The 16,449-nt window shown below is 63.6% G+C and carries 14 protein-coding genes; 7 read left to right on the forward strand and 7 right to left on the reverse strand.

Features of this window, described 5'->3' with window-relative positions:
• Positions 1–94 precede the first annotated feature (94 nt).
• The 4 genes from AC0J42_RS10590 to AC0J42_RS10605 are packed head-to-tail and all read left to right on the forward strand — an operon-like array spanning position 95 to position 8,926.
• Positions 95–1,177 (forward strand): efflux RND transporter periplasmic adaptor subunit, encoded by a 1,083-nt coding sequence (locus AC0J42_RS10590; protein ID WP_473006087.1) that lies wholly within the window; start codon positions 95–97, stop codon positions 1,175–1,177.
• Positions 1,174–4,371 (forward strand): efflux RND transporter permease subunit, encoded by a 3,198-nt coding sequence (locus AC0J42_RS10595; RefSeq protein WP_473006088.1) that lies wholly within the window; start codon positions 1,174–1,176, stop codon positions 4,369–4,371. Before AC0J42_RS10590 ends, AC0J42_RS10595 begins: the two co-directional genes overlap by 4 nt.
• Complete coding sequence (locus AC0J42_RS10600) at positions 4,368–7,475, forward strand: efflux RND transporter permease subunit (protein ID WP_416423518.1); 3,108 nt, start codon at positions 4,368–4,370, stop codon at positions 7,473–7,475. The genes AC0J42_RS10595 and AC0J42_RS10600 overlap by 4 nt, the downstream gene beginning before the upstream one ends.
• Positions 7,476–7,492: 17 nt before the next feature.
• Positions 7,493–8,926 carry an efflux transporter outer membrane subunit gene (locus AC0J42_RS10605; RefSeq protein WP_473006090.1) on the forward strand — a complete coding sequence of 478 codons (1,434 nt, stop codon included), beginning with the start codon at positions 7,493–7,495 and terminating at the stop codon, positions 8,924–8,926.
• Positions 8,927–9,032: 106 nt separating this feature from the next.
• Here AC0J42_RS10605 and AC0J42_RS10610 read toward each other — a convergent pair whose 3' ends face one another.
• The 3 genes from AC0J42_RS10610 to AC0J42_RS10620 are packed head-to-tail and all read right to left on the reverse strand — an operon-like array spanning position 9,033 to position 10,304.
• Positions 9,033–9,614, reverse strand: coding sequence for a GNAT family N-acetyltransferase (locus AC0J42_RS10610; protein ID WP_416423520.1), 582 nt, complete (start codon positions 9,612–9,614; stop codon positions 9,033–9,035).
• A 39-nt stretch (positions 9,615–9,653) separates the two neighbouring features.
• Positions 9,654–10,076: a 3-isopropylmalate dehydratase gene (locus AC0J42_RS10615; protein ID WP_473006091.1), complete on the reverse strand. Its 423-nt coding sequence runs from the start codon at positions 10,074–10,076 to the stop codon at positions 9,654–9,656.
• Positions 10,077–10,085: 9 nt separating this feature from the next.
• The gene (locus AC0J42_RS10620; protein WP_008368335.1) at positions 10,086–10,304 is read right to left on the reverse strand and encodes a hypothetical protein; all 219 of its coding nucleotides are present in this window, start codon (positions 10,302–10,304) and stop codon (positions 10,086–10,088) included.
• A gap of 200 nt (positions 10,305–10,504) precedes the next feature.
• Here AC0J42_RS10620 and AC0J42_RS10625 point away from each other — a divergent pair, with 200 nt between their 5' ends.
• Both AC0J42_RS10625 and AC0J42_RS10630 read left to right on the forward strand, forming a co-directional pair.
• Complete coding sequence (locus AC0J42_RS10625; protein ID WP_473006093.1) at positions 10,505–10,798, forward strand: type II toxin-antitoxin system Phd/YefM family antitoxin; 294 nt, start codon at positions 10,505–10,507, stop codon at positions 10,796–10,798.
• Positions 10,799–10,810: 12 nt separating this feature from the next.
• Positions 10,811–11,098 carry a type II toxin-antitoxin system RelE family toxin gene (locus AC0J42_RS10630; RefSeq protein ID WP_473006094.1) on the forward strand — a complete coding sequence of 96 codons (288 nt, stop codon included), beginning with the start codon at positions 10,811–10,813 and terminating at the stop codon, positions 11,096–11,098.
• Between the two features lie 75 nt (positions 11,099–11,173).
• On the opposite strand, the gene AC0J42_RS10635 is transcribed toward AC0J42_RS10630, so the two are convergent.
• From AC0J42_RS10635 to AC0J42_RS10645, 3 genes are all read right to left on the reverse strand, one after another.
• On the reverse strand, positions 11,174–11,656 hold the full coding sequence (locus AC0J42_RS10635) for a DUF4142 domain-containing protein (RefSeq protein WP_416423524.1): 483 nt from the start codon (positions 11,654–11,656) through the stop codon (positions 11,174–11,176).
• Positions 11,657–11,844: 188 nt separating this feature from the next.
• Positions 11,845–12,489, reverse strand: a complete 645-nt coding sequence (locus AC0J42_RS10640) for a hypothetical protein (protein ID WP_473006096.1) — start codon at positions 12,487–12,489, stop codon at positions 11,845–11,847.
• Between the two features lie 26 nt (positions 12,490–12,515).
• Positions 12,516–13,898: an AAA family ATPase gene (locus tag AC0J42_RS10645; protein ID WP_473006097.1), complete on the reverse strand. Its 1,383-nt coding sequence runs from the start codon at positions 13,896–13,898 to the stop codon at positions 12,516–12,518.
• Between the two features lie 503 nt (positions 13,899–14,401).
• Here AC0J42_RS10645 and AC0J42_RS10650 point away from each other — a divergent pair.
• Positions 14,402–15,043 carry an HAD family hydrolase gene (locus tag AC0J42_RS10650; RefSeq protein ID WP_473006098.1) on the forward strand — a complete coding sequence of 214 codons (642 nt, stop codon included), beginning with the start codon at positions 14,402–14,404 and terminating at the stop codon, positions 15,041–15,043.
• On the opposite strand, the gene AC0J42_RS10655 is transcribed toward AC0J42_RS10650, so the two are convergent.
• Complete coding sequence (locus AC0J42_RS10655; protein WP_416423526.1) at positions 15,040–16,362, reverse strand: cation:proton antiporter; 1,323 nt, start codon at positions 16,360–16,362, stop codon at positions 15,040–15,042. The genes AC0J42_RS10650 and AC0J42_RS10655 overlap by 4 nt on opposite strands.
• Between the last annotated feature and the right edge of the window lie 87 nt (positions 16,363–16,449).

The raw sequence follows: 16,449 nt of genomic DNA on the forward strand, positions 1-16,449 counted from the left end.
TATCTACGTTCGGCACACCCCGTCGTCCAGCGAAACCCCTGAAGCCGGTGCCGCGCGTGCCGCAGGCCCGGGTGGCCGGCACGGTGGGCCGGGCATGGATGCCAACGCCACGGTCAGCGTCGCGGTCGGCACCGCTGGCACCGCCGACGTGCCGGTGATCCAGCAGGCGCTGGGCACGGTGATCCCCAATTATTCGGTGACAGTCACCAGCCGCGTCGACGGCGAGCTGATGGCGGTGTACTTCACCGAAGGCCAGTTCGTGAAGAAGGGCCAGTTGCTGGCGCAGATCGACCCGCGGGCCTACCAGGCCACCCTGGACCAGTACCAGGGCGACCTGGCGCAGAACCAGGCGTTGCTGAAAAGCGCCCAGCTGACCGCCGCGCGCTACCAGCGCCTGTTCGCCAAGGACTCCATCGCCAAGCAGGACCTGGACACGCAAATGGCCACCGTCGGCCAGTACCAGGGCGCGGTGAAGGCCGACCTGGCGCAGATCGACGCCGCCAAGCTGAACCTGATCTACGCCAAGATCGTCTCGCCCATCGATGGCTTCGTCGGCCTGCGCCTGGTGGACCCAGGCAACATCGTCGCGTCCAGCAGCACCACCGGCATCGTCACCGTGACCCAGACCAACCCCATCGCCGTGACCTTCAGCATTCCCCAGGCGCAGCTGGCAACCCTGCTGCCCAAGGTGCGCAAAGGTGAAGTGCTGGGCGTGCAGGCGCTGGACCAGCTGGGCACCACGCCGCTGGCCAACGGCACCCTGAAGTTCATCAGCAACGAGATCGACACCAGCACCGGCAGCATCAAGCTCAAGGCGCTGTTCGACAACCCGGACGAAAAGCTCTACCCCAACCAGTTCGTCAACGTGAAGCTGACCACCGACACCCTGCACAACGCGGTGGTGGTGCCCTCGGCGGCCGTGCAGTTGAGCAGCGACGGTGAGTTCCTCTACGCGGTGAAGGACGGCAAGGTACAGCGCCGCACCATCAAGGTGGGCCCGGTGTTCGGCGAACAGACCGTGATCGCCCAGGGCGTGGCCGCCGGCGAACAGGTGGTGACCCGCGGCATCGATCACCTGCGCGATGGCAGCAAGGTCGAGGTGGAGAAACCCGACACCGGCGCCAGCGCCAAGCCGGCTAAAACCGCCAAGCCCGCAGCCGGCGCGCAAACCGAATGAACCCGTCCAGACTCTTTATCCAGCGCCCGGTCGCCACCGTGCTGCTGATGCTGGCGGTGATGCTGGCGGGCATCTTCGCCTACCGGCTGCTGTCCACCTCGGCCCTGCCCGAAGTGGATTACCCCACCATCCAGGTCAGCACCCTGTACCCCGGCGCCAGCTCCAACGTGCTGGCCTCGGCGGTCACCGCGCCGCTGGAGCGCCAGCTGGGGCAGATGTCGGGCCTGTCGCAGATGTACTCGACCAGTTCGGCCGGTGCCTCGGTGATTACCCTGAAGTTCTCCCTGGACCTGTCCCTGGACGTGGCCGAGCAGGAAGTGCAGGCGGCCATTAACGCCGCCGACAGCCTGCTGCCCAGCGACCTGCCGAACCCGCCCACCTACAAGAAGGTGAACCCGGCCGACACGGCGGTGCTGACCCTGTCCGCCACCTCGGACAGCCTGCCGCTGACCCGCGTGCAGGACCTGATCAACACCCGCGTGGCGCTCAAGCTCTCGCAGATTTCCGGTGTGGGCATGGTCAGCCTGGCCGGCGGCCAGCAGCCGGCGGTGAAGATCGAGGTCAACCCCACCAGCCTGGCGGCCCACGGCCTGACGCTTGAAGACGTCTACGACAAGGTCAACGCCGCCAACGTCAACGGCTCCAAGGGCGGCTTCGACGGCCCCTCGCACTCCATCACCATCGACGCCAACGACCAGCTGCGCGACGCCGTGGAATACGGCGAGCTGGTGCTGGCCTATGAAAACGGCGCGGCCCTGCGCTTGAAAGACGTCGCCACCACGGCCGAGGCGCCCCAGGACCAGTACCTGTCGGCCAGCGCCAACGGCAAGCCGGCCATCGTCATCAACGTGCAGCGCCAGCCCGGCGCCAACGTCATCGAGGTGGTGGACAGCATCAAGCAGAAGCTGCCCACCCTGCAGTCGGCGTTGCCCGACTCGGTCAAGCTCACCGTCATCAGTGACCGCACCCAGACCATCCGCGCCTCCATCAAGGACGTGCAGATCGAGCTGCTGCTGTCCATCGGCCTGGTGGTGCTGGTGACCTTCGCCTTCCTCGGCAACTTCACCGCCACCCTGATCCCCAGCCTGGCGGTGCCGCTGTCGCTGATCGGTACCTTCGGCGTGATGTACCTGGCCGGCTTCAGCGTGAACAACCTGACGCTGATGGCCCTGACCATCGCCACCGGCTTCGTCATCGACGACGCCATCGTGGTGGTGGAGAACATCTCCCGGCACCTGGAGGAGGGCGAGGAACCCATGGCCGCGGCGCTGAAAGGCTCGCAGGAAATCGGCTTCACGATTATCTCGCTGACCTTCTCGCTGATCGCCGTGCTGATCCCGCTGCTGTTCATGGGCGACGTGGTCGGCCGCCTGTTCCGCGAGTTCGCCATCACCTTGGCGGTGGCGATCCTGGTGTCCATGGTCATTTCCCTGACCCTGACGCCCATGCTCTGCGCGCACCTGCTGCGCCACGTGCCCGAAGGCGGCCAGAGCCGCTTCGCGCAATGGGGCGACCGCCAGTACCACAAGGTGCTGAATGCCTACGACCGCGGCCTGGTGTGGGTGCTGGACCACCAGCGCCTGACCCTGCTGGTGGCGGTGGGCACCGTGGCCCTTACCGGCTTCCTCTACCTGGTGGTGCCCAAGGGGTTCTTCCCCACCCAGGACACGGGCCTGATCCAGGGCTTCACCCGCGCCTCCCAGGACGTCTCCTTCGGTGAAATGGAGCGGCGCCAGCAGGCCATGGTCGAGGTGGTGCGCCAGGACCCGGCGGTGGAATCGGTGTCGTCCACCATTGGCGTGGACGGCAATAACGGCTCGCTGAACAACGGCCGCCTGCAGATCGAACTCAAGCCGTTCGAGGACCGCGACGACACCGCCACCCAGGTCATCACCCGCCTGGAAAAGGCCGCCAAGGACGTGCCCGGCCTGCAGTTGAACCTGGTCAGCTCCCAGGACCTCACCGTCGACGACCAGCTGACGCCCAGCCAGTACCAGTTCACCCTGGACGACTCGGAAAGCGCCAACCTCTCGGCGCTGATCCCCAAACTGATGGAGAAGCTGCAGCACCGCAAGGAAATGCGCGACGTCATCGACAACCTGCAGGACCAGGGCCTGGTGGCCTACGTGGAACTGGACCGCGCCGCGGCCATGCGCTACGGCATCACCGCCTCCGACGTCGACACCGCGCTGTACAACGCCTTCGGCCAGCGCCTGATTTCGACCATCTTCACCCAGTCCAACCAGTACCGCGTGGTGCTGCAGGTGCCGGGCAAGTTCCAGCAGAACCTGGCGGCGTTCGATAACATCTACCTGGCGGCGGCCACCACCAGCACCACCGGCAGCAACAGCAGCACGGTGACCACCACCACGGGCACGACCACCGGCAGCAGTGCCTCGACCACCAGCTCGTCGACCACCACCACCGCCGCGCAGATGGTACGTTTGACCGACATCGCCAAGGTCGGCCAGCGCACCGGCTCGCTGTCGCTGAGCCGCCTGGACCAGTTCCCGGCCGTGACCCTGTCGTTCAACCTGGCCGATGGTTATTCCCTGGAGCAGGCGCAGCAGGCCATCAGTGACGTGATGAGCGAGTTGCAGGCGCCCAGCAGCATCACCCTGCGCTACCAGGGCGCCGCCGACGCGTTCCAGACCGCCACCGGCAACACCCTGTGGCTGATCCTGGCGGCGTTGATCACCATGTACATCGTGCTGGGCATGCTCTACGAGAGCTTCATCCACCCGGTGACCATCCTCTCGACGCTGCCCTCGGCGGCCATCGGCGCCTTGCTGGCGCTGCTGCTGACCGGCACCGAGTTCAGCCTGATCGCCCTGATCGGGGTGATTCTGCTGATCGGTATCGTCAAGAAGAACGCCATCATGATGATCGACTTCGCCCTGGAGGGCCGCCAGCACCAGCGCCTGAACGCGCGCGACGCCATCCACCGGGCGGCGCTGCTGCGCTTGCGGCCGATCCTGATGACCACCCTGGCGGCGCTGTTCGGCGCCTTGCCGCTGATGCTCGCCACCGGCGCCGGCGCCGAGCTGCGCCGGCCGCTGGGCCTGGTGATCGTCGGCGGCCTGCTGCTGAGCCAGGTGCTGACGCTGTTCACCACGCCGGTGATCTACCTGATGTTTGACCGCATCAGCGAGCGCGCCAAGGCCCGCTTCAACCGTGGCAGGGCGCAGGCATGAACCTGTCGCGGCTGTTCATCCGCAAGCCGGTAGCCACGCTGCTGCTGAGCCTGAGCATCACCCTGGCCGGGATCCTGGGCTACAAGCTGCTGCCGGTGGCGCCGCTGCCCCAGGTGGATTTCCCCACCATCATGGTCAGCGCCTCGCTGGCCGGCGCCAGCCCCGAGACCATGGCCGCCACGGTGGCCACGCCGCTGGAGCGCAGCCTGGGGCAGATCGCCGGCATCACCGAGATGACGTCCACCAGCAGCCAGGGCTCGACCACGCTGATTCTGCAGTTCGAACTGGACCGCGACATCAACGGCGCCGCCCGCGACGTGCAGGCCGCCATCAACGCCTCGCGCAGCCTGCTGCCCAGCTCCATGCCGTCGCTGCCCACCTACCGCAAGGCCAACCCCTCGGAGGCGCCGGTGCTGATGCTGGCGCTGACCTCGTCCACGCGCAGCCCGGGCGAGCTCTACGACCTGGCCTACAGCAAGCTGCAGCAGAAGATCTCCCAGGTCAACGGCGTGGGCGAGGTGTCGGTGCGCGGCGGCGCGTTGCCGGCGGTGCGTATCGATATCCAGCCCAACCTGCTGGCCAACGCCGGCATTTCGCTCGAGACCGTGCGCGAAGCCATCGACAACGCCACCAAGGCCAAGCCCAAGGGCATCCTCCAGGGCGACGGCCAGAGCTGGGTGATCGACGGCAACGACCAGATCGACAAGGCAGTGGATTACCAGCAGCTGGTGATCACCTACCAGAACGGCACGGCCGTGCGCCTGAGTGACGTGGCCAATGTCTACGACTCGGTGGAAGACGCCTTCGTCGGTGGCTACTACAACGGCCAGCCGTCGGTAACCCTGGGCGTCACCCGCCAGGCCGGCGCCAACATGCTGCAGACCATCGACAGCATCAAGGCGCTGATCCCCGAGCTGCAACGCGAGATTCCCGGCGACGTGCAGCTGATCCCGGTGATCGACCGTGGCCCCACGGTCAGTGCCTCGCTGCACGACACCGAGGAAACCCTGCTGATCGCCACCCTGCTGGTGATCGCCGTGGTCTTCGTGTTCCTGCGCAACCTGCGCGCCACGCTGATTCCGGCGGTGGTGCTGCCGGTGTCGCTGATCGGCACCTGCTCGATCATGTACCTGCTGGGCTACAGCCTCGACAACCTGTCGCTGATGGCGCTGATCATCTGCACCGGCTTCGTGGTGGATGACGCCATCGTGGTGCTGGAGAACATCGCCCGCTACCAGGAGATGGGCATGCGCCCGCTGCGGGCGGCGCTGATGGGCACCCGCGAGGTGGGCTTCACGGTGCTGTCCATGACCCTGTCGCTGATCGCCGTGTTCATTCCCATCCTGCTGATGGGCAGCATCGTCGGCCGGCTGTTCCGCGAGTTCGCCGTGACCCTGAGCATCGCCCTGGCGCTGTCCATGGTGGTGTCCCTGAGCCTGACGCCGGTGCTGTGCGTGATGCTGCTGCGCCAGCCGGCGCACGACGCCCGGGAACCGCGCATCTACCAGTGGATCGAGGCCGCGCTGGCGCGCCTGCAGGGCGCCTACATCGCCGCGCTGGGCTGGGTGATGCGCCACCGCCTGCTGACCATGTTCAGCCTGCTGCTGACCGTGGTGCTCAACGTCTACCTGTACGCCACGGTGCAGAAGGGCTTCTTCCCGGCCCAGGACACCGGGGTGTTGATGGGCGCCGTGCGCGCCGACCAGAACATCTCGTTCCAGGCGCTCAAGCCGCATCTGATGCAGATCGCCCACGACCTGGCCGCCGACCCCGACGTGGAGGCAGTGATGTCGTCCACCGGCAGCGGCCGCGCCGGCTCGCGCAACACCGGCGACTTCTTCATCCGCCTCAAGGACTACAAGCAGCGCACCAGCAGCGCCGCGGCCATTGCCAACCGGTTGACCAAGGCCAACAACAAGGTCGCCGGCATCCAGCTGTTCCTGATGCCCGCCGAGGACATCCGCGTGGGCGGCCGCAGCGCCAACGCCACCTACCAGTTCAGCCTGCAGGCCGACGACCTCGACCTGCTGCGGGTGTGGGAGCCCAAGGTGGAGGCGGCGCTGCGCGCCTTGCCCGAGCTGACCGGCATCGACTCCGACAGCCAGACCGGCGGCCAGGAGCTCAAGCTGCACATCGACCGCGCGGCGGCCAGCCGCCTGGGCGTCAGCGTCAGTGACATCGACAACCTGCTGAACAACTCGTACAGCCAGCGCCAGGTGGCCACCCTGTACAAGACCCTCAACCAGTACCACGTGGTGATGGGCCTGGACCCGGTGTACACCAGCGACTCGACCATGCTCCAGCGCATGTACGTGATCAACAGTGACAACCAGCAGGTGCCGCTGACCGCGTTCGCCACCTTCAGCCCCGACAACGCGCCGCTGGCGGTGGCGCATCAGGGCCAGTCGGCCACCAGCACCATCGCCTTCAACCTGCAGGACGGCGTGTCGCTGGAACAGGCCACCGCCGCCATCAACGCCGCCGTCGACAAGGTCGGCCTGCCACGGGACATCCAGGCCGGCTTTGCCGGCACCGCCCAGGCCTACGCGGCGCTGGCGGCGAGCATGCCGTGGCTGATCGCCGCGGCCTTGCTGGCGGTGTACATCGTGCTGGGCGTGCTGTACGAGAGCTACATCCACCCGCTGACCATCCTGTCGACGCTGCCGTCGGCGGGGGTCGGGGCGTTGTTGCTGCTCAAGGCGGTGAACATGCAGCTGACGGTGATCGCCTTGATCGGCATCCTGTTGCTGATCGGCATCGTCAAGAAGAACGCCATCATGATGATCGACTTCGCCCTGGTGGCCGAGCGCGAGCGCAAGTTGCCGCCCGAACAGGCGATCATCGAAGCCTGCCGCATGCGTTTCCGGCCGATCATGATGACCACCCTGGCGGCGTTCTTCGGCGCCTTGCCGCTGGCCCTGGGCAGCGGCGGCGACGCCGACCTGCGCAAGCCGCTGGGCGTGGCCATCGCTGGCGGCCTGGCGTTGAGCCAATTGTTGACGCTGTTCACCACCCCGGTGGTGTACCTCTATCTCGACCGTGCCAGCCGCGCCACCCGGCACTTCTGGCACACGCGTATCCGCCGCACCCACGTGCCCGGCTGACTGACAAGGGTTAATGAATGAACGCTCCACTGCCTTCCCGTCTCTGCGTTGCCGTGCTGCTGGCCAGCACCCTGCTGGGCGGCTGCATGGTCGGCCCGGACTACAAGAAGCCCACCGCGCCTATCTCCACCACCTTCAAGGAGGCCGAGGGCTGGAAAGCGGCGAGCCCCCAGGACGAGCTGCCCAAGGGCCCCTGGTGGGAGCTGTATCAGGACCCGCAGCTGAACGCGCTGGTGGCTCAGGTGCAGGTCAATAACCAGAACGTGGCGCTGTACGCTGCCCAGTACCGCCAGGCCCTGGCGCTGGTGCGCGAGTCGCGCGCCGACCTGTTCCCCACCCTGACCGGCACGGCGTCCAGCACCCGCAGCGAAACCGGCACCGGCTCGTCGAGCAGCAGCACCAGCACCTCCAGCGCCGCCTCGCCGAAGAACGAACACTCGGCCAGCCTCAGCCTGAGCTGGGAAGCCGACATCTGGGGCAAGCTGCGCCGCACCGTCGAAGAAGACCGCGCCAGCGCCCAGGCCAGCGCCGCGGACCTGGCCAACGCCACCCTCAGCGCCCAGTCCACCCTGGCCCAGGACTACTTCCAGCTGCGCATCCTCGACCAGCGCATTGCCCTGTACGGCGAGACCATCAAGGGCTACCAGCGCTACCTGCAGGTGATCCAGAACAAGTACGACGAGCAGATCTCCTCGCGTGCCGACCTGGCCACCGGCAAGACCCAGCTGCAGAGTGCCCAGGCGTCGATGCTCGACCTGCAATGGCAGCGCGCCCAGTACGAGCACGCCATTGCGCTGCTGATCGGCACGGCGCCGGCCGACTTCGCCCTGGCGGTGGACGCGGGCTGGCAGTACCACGTGCCTACCGTGCCCCTGGGCGTGCCGAGCCGCCTGCTGGAACGCCGCCCGGACATCGCCGCCGCCGAACGCCAGATGGCTGCCGCCAATGCCGCCGTGGGCGTGGCGACCGCCGCGTATTACCCCGACCTGACCCTGAGCGCCAGCGGCGGCTACCAGGGTTCGACCATCAGCAACCTGTTCTCGGTGCCCAACCGCTTCTGGTCCATCGGCCCGAGCCTGACCGGCACTATCCTCGACTTCGGCGCTACCAAGGCCGCGGTGGAGCAGGCGAAATTTGCCTACGACGCCAAGGTGGCGACTTACCGGCAGACGGTGCTGACCGGTCTGGGCGAGGTCGAGGACTACCTGGTGGAGCTGCGTACCCTGGAGCCGGAGCTGGTGGCGCGCCGCGCCTCGGCGCAGTCGGCGGAAGAGTCGGCCTCGGTGAGCCGCGACCAGTATGAGGCGGGGGTGATCGACTACCTGGACGTGGCGACCACCCAGGCCACCAGCCTCAGCGAGCGGCAGACGCTGCTGAGCCTGGTGGCGACGCAGCTGGTCACCAGCGTGCAGCTGCAGGCGGCGTTGGGTGGGTCGTGGACCGGGGAATAAGCGGCCGGCCCCCCTACCTGTAGCCGCTGCCGCCAGGCTGCGCTGGCCCTGGCGTCCGCTGGAGATGTTCAGCGAGGCATAGGGCCAGCGCAGCCTGCGGCAGCGGCTACGGGCGGTGTGGCTGTAATCGCGCTTCGAGCTGCGCCCGCACCTGCGGCCATTCCTCATCAATCACACTGAACCGCACCGAATTGCGCTTGCGCCCGTCAGGCATGATCCGTTCGTTGCGCACGATCCCTTCCTGTTTTGCCCCCAGGCGCAGGATCGCCGCCCGTGACCTGGCGTTGATCTCGTCGGTGGTGAATTGCACCCGCACGCAATTCAGCGTCTCGAAGGCAAAGCGCAGCATCAGGTACTTGGCCTCGGTGTTGACGAAGCTGCGCTGCCAGCGCGCGGCGATCCAGGTGCTGCCGATCTCCAGCTTGCGGTTCACCCGGTCGACCTTCCAGAAGCGCGTGCTGCCGATGACCTCGCCGGTGTCCTTGAGCACCGTCACGTAGGGCAGCACCGTGCCGGCGTCGCGGCCTTTGAGCGCCGCCTCGATATAGCCCTGCACCGTGGCGGCCGAGGGCACCACGGTGAAGGGCAGGGTCCACAGTTCGCCATCGCTGGCGGCGGCCACCAGGGCGGTGGCGTCGTCGGGTTGCAGCGGCCGCAACAGAATGCGCGGGCCTTCGAGTGCTTGCATGCAGGTCCTGCCAATACGCGAGTGAATGACCTGCGAAGTCTACGGCTTTTTGTCCTGCAAAATCGCGAAGCCCTGCTTGTTTTCGCTGACGATGCGCACGTTTTCCGCTTGCCCGGCGCTGGCCTGCACGAGGATCTCGCGGTTCAGGCTGCCCTTGCCGCACAGGGTGTCGTCGGCGGTGTCGGTGGCGATGCCGACGATGCGGTCGCCGGCGGGCACGTTGAAGGTGGCGATCTCGCCGATGCCGATGCGTGCCACCACGGTGCGGTCGACTTTCACCGCCACGTAGCAGCCGCCACCGAGCATGCCGATGTCACGGCGCACCACCAGGGTGCTGGCGTTGTCCAGCGGCGCCTGCAGGCCCAGCAGGCGTTCCTTGGGCACAGGGTCGGGGTGGTCGCTGCGGTAGGACGAACAACCACTGATCAGCAAAACACACATTGCCGTACAGATCAGGCGCATGGCGTTCCCTCACTTGTCCCAGGGCATGGGCAGGCCGGCGCGCACCTTGGCGCTCAGCGCCTTCAGGTACTCCAGCGGTTCCCCTTCGGAATGGGCGTGGCTCTGCTCGTCCACCCAGGTCATCACCTTCTGCCGGTCGAGGCTGGGGCGGGCATGCAACATCTCCTTGATCACCCGTTCGCAGTGCTGCGAATAGGCAATGACACTGGAAAACATCTGATGGGCCATGATCGCTCCTTGAGGCGGTTTTGCGAGGATCACATCAAGGTAGCACTCAATGGTGACAGGGGCGGGACAATCGTTGGGCGAGGTGATGGGGTGGATATGGCGACCGGCGGCAGCCTTGGCTTCTGATCCTGGCCACGGTAATGCTGTATGCTTTAAAACATGTACAAAAGTATGTGTAATTATCTGTTAAGGAGGTCGTCATGGCTTCATTGCTTGACCGTGCTGAACAGGCTGTTTCGGTCACGGCCCTGGTACGGGGCTTCAGTGCCAAGCTCAAGGAAGTGACCAGCCGGGCAACCGATCGGCTGGTGGTGTTCAAAGATAACGAGCCTGCGGCGGTCATTTTGAATGTCCAGGCTTACCAGGATATGCAGGATGAGCTGGAAAACCTGCGCATCGAAGCGGCTGCGCGCGACCGGCTGGCGACGTTCGACGCCACCAAGGTCATCTCTCATTCGGACATGCGCGCGCGCTACGCCAACAACGATCAATGACAAGGAGGCCCAATGACTTGGGCGGTTATCTACCATCCGGAAGTCACGGACGACTTCGATCAGCTTGGCGCCTACGCGGCTAACCGCATACTCGACGTGATTGAGGAGCGCATCGTCAATGGCGAGCCCGACAAGGTCGGGAAGCCGCTGAGGGGCAGCCTTGCTGGCTGCCGACGAATCAGGACGGGGGACACGCGGATTGTCTACCGGGTGGACGGCCAGTTGATCATCGTCCTGATCATTGCCGTGGGGGCCCGGCGTGACAGCGAAGTCTATGACGCAGCCGCTGAGCGCGTGTAGCAGCTGCCGCAGGCTGCGTCAGGGGTTCGCGGTGGCTGGGGACGCCGCCTGCGGCAGCTGCTACGGGGGCTGGGGTTACTTTTTGTAGGTCTTGGACAGGCGCTGGGCCATCTTGCCGTGGCGTTGCACGTCTTTGAGCTGTGCCAGGGCGAAGGCCTTGAGCTCGGGGGCGTCGTTGCTGTTGACCTCGGCTTCATAGAGGCTGGCCAGGTCCTGGGTGACCTTGACCTGGTACAGGGCGAAGCTGGCTTCGGCGGTCTTGCCGGCCACGGCAGGGGCGGGGGCGGCCTTGGTGGGGGCTGGCGGCAGGTCGATGTCGAGCTTTTTCGCCACGTCGGTCAGCTGCTCGCTGATGATGGTGTTGTCCTTCACCATCACGCCGGTGTAGGTCTGCATGTCGGGCTGCTGGAACTTGCCGGCGCCTTGCCGGGCCAGCAGCACCTGGGTGGCGGCGCCGGTCATGGCCTTGGTGACGAAGGCGTTGGGCGCGGCGAAGGCGGTGCCGGTGCTGGCGATCAGTAGGGCCAGGCCCAGTTGCAGGGTTGTGCGGTGGTTCATTGGGTTTCTCATTGCAAAATATGGCCCGAAGACCTAATAGTCCTATTAGAGCGAGCTTGTTACAAGGTAACAAATATGAAACTTTGTTCAAGCGCCTTCATCTGCGTCAGAGAGTGCGAAGCGTCATCCTTTTCCTAGCGGAGTATTGGGCTGTTGGGGCTTAACGTCAACAACTGCTCATTAACGATTTAGCCATGGTTCAGTAACTGTTCCGCTACCGCTGATATAGAACGTCGGAAACTTTTGTATGAGTCCAAGTCGTTGACTGGGCCGTTTGGGTCTAGGTCGTATGTAAGTCGAGCCCTCATTTCAGTAAAGCGTTTTTTGAATTTTTCGCGCCTTGCTCCCGATGTCTTGCTGGCTTCACAAAGCGCCTCGAGTAACAGTGTTTTGGAGTCTCGGATTGATTCGAGTTTGTTGGTCGCTGGCAAGCAGGTTAGCCCTGCTTTCGAGTTTCCAGCTCCGGCGACTCGCATGATGGCTGCCCTATCAGCCAGTAGCCACGTTTCCAACATGGTGACTGGTATGATCGGAATGGTTTTGTCTTGTATGAAAAGTTCGCTTGCTGCATCGGTGATCTCGCTGATTCGATGCTGAACGCCGACATTGTCCGCGTCTCGATGAACGAAAATTAGATCTGCGCTTGGATAGTAGTGGGTGATGGCGTGCAGCTTGTCTTTTACCGAATGGCCAACTTTTTTGGCCAGCAAGCCCAAGTTGGGTGACTCCCCCGTTACTTCCGAAAAACCTTCAGAGATTAAGATGTTTTCTATGTGTTCGGCTAGGCGAAGGTCGGAGGAGCCTTCTCCGGCAAGAATAAACCTTATTTTCATTTTTCTAATGTCACGTCCGAGTGATGTTATTCTGCGAAGTCAAACGTAATTTGGCTGTCAGGGGGGAGGGTTAAATACGCTACGATCGACCCTTTGTCTATTATCTCGTCTCCAGATTTTCCGCGCCAACTGTCTCTCAAGCTTTTGCAGCGGATTGTAGAGGCTGGTTTTCCGTCAGGGCCTTTAACCTTGACAACGTCTGCATAAATAAGATCGTCGGCGTTTTCAAGTTTTACCAGTACCGGGGAATGAGTTGCAATTAGGATTTGACGCATAGGGTTGTCTTCACCGGTGGCTAGCTGTGTGTCGACGGCTAGCTCTTTTAGAAGATCGAGCATGAACTCCATTTTGGCTGGATGAATTCCGTTTTCTGGTTCTTCGAAGCACAGTAGCCCCTTGAAGTCAGGATCCTCTGCCATGATACAAAGGGCCAGAAACCGAAGGGTTCCGTCTGATAGGGCTCGAGCCGGTAAAAAAGCGCCAGATCGCTCTTTGACTTCGATTGTTAATAGTTGTCTGACTTGGTCTACGTCCACGCGAATGTCAGATGTTGGAATTATGTCTGATAACCGGCTCGCGATGCGTGAATATACGTTTTCATCTTTTCTGTATAGCTTGTGAAGTGCGGCTGCTAATTTTCCGCCATCAGCGCCTACGCTGGTTTCCTCATGCATTTTGTTCGAGCGTCGCATTGCGGTGGGTTCTAACGACAGAAATCTCCAGGATTGCATCTCTCGACGCGCAGCCAGTATGGTTGGCCAGACTGAACTATTTGTATTCGCAATCACCGTCTTCGGGATGTGGCGGGCAGGGATTTTTTGAGGTTGACCGCTGCTTCCTCCATCTTGGTGAAGGTGGATTTCGGTAATTCCATCGCTCATTGTTTGTGTTGAAATGAAACCAGCGCCTTTACGTTTGTTTCTTACGACTTGATTTCGAAATTGAGATGCGCTCAGGGGGAATTGAAGCAGGTTGAATGCGTCGCCTTGTTTTATATGGTTGAGCGTTTCTTTTGCTAAGTATAAGCCGAGTGAGCCAAACTCTTCCTGTCGAATGTCGCGGGCAATTTCGACTTCATATCTTAGAAATGTAGAAGTTGCGACGGCTTTGCGCCCGAAGTCATCAATGATGTCCGAGGGGACGATCATTTCAACAGCGAGGGTCAAACGCTCCATTCGGTAGTCGCCGTTCGTCCAAAATATGTCCAGTGGATCGCTAGAGTCTGAGTCTCTAATTGCAACTGCAGCTTCAACGATAGTTTTTTCGCTGAGTAGTGATAAGAATTTAATTGCGTCAAAGATGTTTGACTTGCCGACGCCATTTAGGCCCGCAATGCAGTTAAAAGGTCCGAGCGAAACAGAAAAGTCGAGAAGGTTTTTGAAACCGTGGGCTTCAAGCTTGGTCAGCATGGAAACTCTCTTAGGAAAAACTGTTGCTAACAATGCCTTGAGTATCGGTGATGCTCGACGCATTCTCAAGGCCGTGAAGGCGAAATTTGAAAGGAATTGTTGCCGTTTTTCTAGCGTAATGAAGCTTAGGGCCGACCAACAACAGTCCTCCCGCATCGCTCGATTGACGGAGCGCAGACATCTTGTTGGCGTCCGTCCACCCCTGACCACACCATGTCACAGTCAGGATTAGCCGCCTACCCCCAATCTCATTTTTGCTGGATCTAGGGCGGTCGTCGGGCTCAGGTGAAAATGCACCACGGCACAGGCTGACTTAATGGGATACGTAGCCTTTTTGGGGGCGCAGATTTCTCTGGCGCCCCCATCAGGCATGAGTCCAATAAGTTATGGTACGGTGCCTATTGAAACAAGCAGTAGAAAATAGTGCTGTCGGCGGCTGCAATCACTGCTGTTTCTGTTGTCAGTGCTATCAAAATGAATGTAGGTAAAAGAGGAGCCACTCATTGACCATCAAAGGCGTTATTTTCGACAGCGACGGCACCCTGGTCGACAGTGAACGCATGGCGGCCGGGCTGTTGCGCCAGCTGCTGGCCGAACGCGACATTCACCTGCCCCACGAGGAAGTGCTGCGGCGCTTTCGCGGTGTGCAGTTCGCCATCTTCGTCGGCGAGCTGTGCGAAGAGCACGCGCACCTGGACGCCGAGCCCTTCATGCGCGACTTCCGCAGCCGCAGCCTGGACCTTTTCGCCGCCGGCCTGGAAGCCATGCCCGGCGCCCTGGATTTCGTCCGCGAACTGAAACTGCCCAAGTGCGTGGCCTCCAACGGCCCGCGCACCAAGATCGAGACCTGCCTGAAGACCGCGGGCCTGTGGGACGCCTTCGACGGCAACATCGTCAGCGCCTACGAGGTGAATGCCTGGAAACCGTCGCCGGAGCTGATCGTGGCCGCCGCCCAGTTGTTGAAGCTGGCGCCCGATGAGTGCCTGCTGGTGGATGACAGCATCCCCGGCGTGCAGGCAGGCCTGGCCGCCGGCGCACGGGTCGCCGGCTATGGTGACACTGACTTCGCCCAGTTCGACGGCCAGCCCGGCTTCCATCACGTGCCGGACTACCAGGCGCTCAAGGCCTTGCTCGCCAGCCTCTAGCCGGCCTTGCGGTGGCGGCGTTCATAGTGCGCCAGCAACGGCTGGGTGCTGACGCCGTGGAGCAGAATGCTCAGCGCCACCACCGACAGCGTCAGGCTGATGGCGCTGTGCTGGATGGACGCCGGCAGGCCGTGGGCAATGGCGAAGCACAGGTAGTACAGCGAGCCGATGCCACGAATGCCGAACCATCCCAGCAACGCCCGCTGGTGGCCGTCCAGGTACTTGCCGCGCACCAGCAGCCACACGCTCAGCGGGCGGATCACGCAGAACAGCGCCAGCCCCAGGCCGATGGCGCGCCAGTCCCAGTACAGCGACAGGGCCGCGCCCAGCAGGGTGATCAGCAGCACCTCCATGGAGCGTTCCACCAGGTCGCCGAAGGTGAGGATGTCGGCCATCATCGTGCCGGCGGCCAGCTGGCTGTCGTCCTGCTCTTCCTGGGGCGTGGGGCGGGTGTGCGGGTCCAGCGGCCGGGCCAGGTGCTCGGCGGGAATGTCGGTGTGCGAGGCGCGCGCCTCGGCCTGGCGCAGGCCGACGCCGGCGGCGAACACCGCGAGGAAGCCGAACGCGTCCACGCCATAGGCCACCACGTAGCTGATGGCGATCAGCGCCAGGGCGACGAAGTCGTTGGGTGATTCGGCGCTGTCGGCGTGGCGCACTCGCAGGGCAATCATCATCTGCCCCAGCAGGCGGCCCAGGCCGTAGCCGATGGCCAGCCCCGCCGGCACCCCCCACACCAGGTTCTTCAGGGCCCAGGCGCCGATGTCGGGCAGGCCCAGTTCCACGTGGTCGATCAGCATCAGGGCGAAGATCACGAACGGGAAGGCCACGCCGTCGTTGAGCCCAGCCTCGCCGGACAGCCCGTAGCGCACCTTGTCGAAGTCGTGGGCGCTGCTGACCTGGACCATGGCGGCCAGCACCGGGTCGGTGGGCGCGAGCATTGCCCCCAGCAACGCCGACAGGCCCCAGGACAGGTGCAGGCCGTAGTGGGCCAGCAGCGCCACGCCGGCGATCGACAGCAGCATCACCGGCCCGGCCAGCAGGTAGGCGGCGCGCCAGGCGGTGCGGCGCAGGCCCAGGCGCAGCTTGATGCCGGTGCCGAACAGCGAGAACAGCACGGCCATTTCGGTGAGGCGTTGCAGCCAGCTGGCGGCGCGGGCGAAGTCCATGTTCACCAGGCCCAGCCCCACCGGCCCCAGCGCCATGCCGAAGGCCAGGCACACCGCCGAGGTGGTCATCGGCAGCCAGCGCAGGTAGGACGAGGTCAGCGCCAGCAACAGCAGCAGGGCGCCGAGCACTGACATCCACAGAATGAAACTCATTGATTCCTCAACGTCTTGGTGCGTGGCAGGTACTAACTGTGACTTTGCCGCGACCGGTTAGTTGAATTGGCGTTACTATCGAGCGGT

The organism is Pseudomonas sp. Tav-5-1A (assembly GCF_055755055.1).

Coding starts and splice junctions, on each gene's coding strand:
- AC0J42_RS10590 (WP_473006087.1), top strand. CDS start 95: ATGGATGCCAACGCCACGGTCAGCGTCGCGGTCGGCACCGCTGGCACC.
- AC0J42_RS10595 (WP_473006088.1), top strand. CDS start 1,174: ATGAACCCGTCCAGACTCTTTATCCAGCGCCCGGTCGCCACCGTGCTG.
- AC0J42_RS10600 (WP_416423518.1), top strand. CDS start 4,368: ATGAACCTGTCGCGGCTGTTCATCCGCAAGCCGGTAGCCACGCTGCTG.
- AC0J42_RS10605 (WP_473006090.1), top strand. CDS start 7,493: ATGAACGCTCCACTGCCTTCCCGTCTCTGCGTTGCCGTGCTGCTGGCC.
- AC0J42_RS10610 (WP_416423520.1), bottom strand. CDS start 9,614: ATGCAAGCACTCGAAGGCCCGCGCATTCTGTTGCGGCCGCTGCAACCC.
- AC0J42_RS10615 (WP_473006091.1), bottom strand. CDS start 10,076: ATGCGCCTGATCTGTACGGCAATGTGTGTTTTGCTGATCAGTGGTTGT.
- AC0J42_RS10620 (WP_008368335.1), bottom strand. CDS start 10,304: ATGGCCCATCAGATGTTTTCCAGTGTCATTGCCTATTCGCAGCACTGC.
- AC0J42_RS10625 (WP_473006093.1), top strand. CDS start 10,505: ATGGCTTCATTGCTTGACCGTGCTGAACAGGCTGTTTCGGTCACGGCC.
- AC0J42_RS10630 (WP_473006094.1), top strand. CDS start 10,811: ATGACTTGGGCGGTTATCTACCATCCGGAAGTCACGGACGACTTCGAT.
- AC0J42_RS10635 (WP_416423524.1), bottom strand. CDS start 11,656: ATGAACCACCGCACAACCCTGCAACTGGGCCTGGCCCTACTGATCGCC.
- AC0J42_RS10640 (WP_473006096.1), bottom strand. CDS start 12,489: ATGAAAATAAGGTTTATTCTTGCCGGAGAAGGCTCCTCCGACCTTCGC.
- AC0J42_RS10645 (WP_473006097.1), bottom strand. CDS start 13,898: ATGCTGACCAAGCTTGAAGCCCACGGTTTCAAAAACCTTCTCGACTTT.
- AC0J42_RS10655 (WP_416423526.1), bottom strand. CDS start 16,362: ATGAGTTTCATTCTGTGGATGTCAGTGCTCGGCGCCCTGCTGCTGTTG.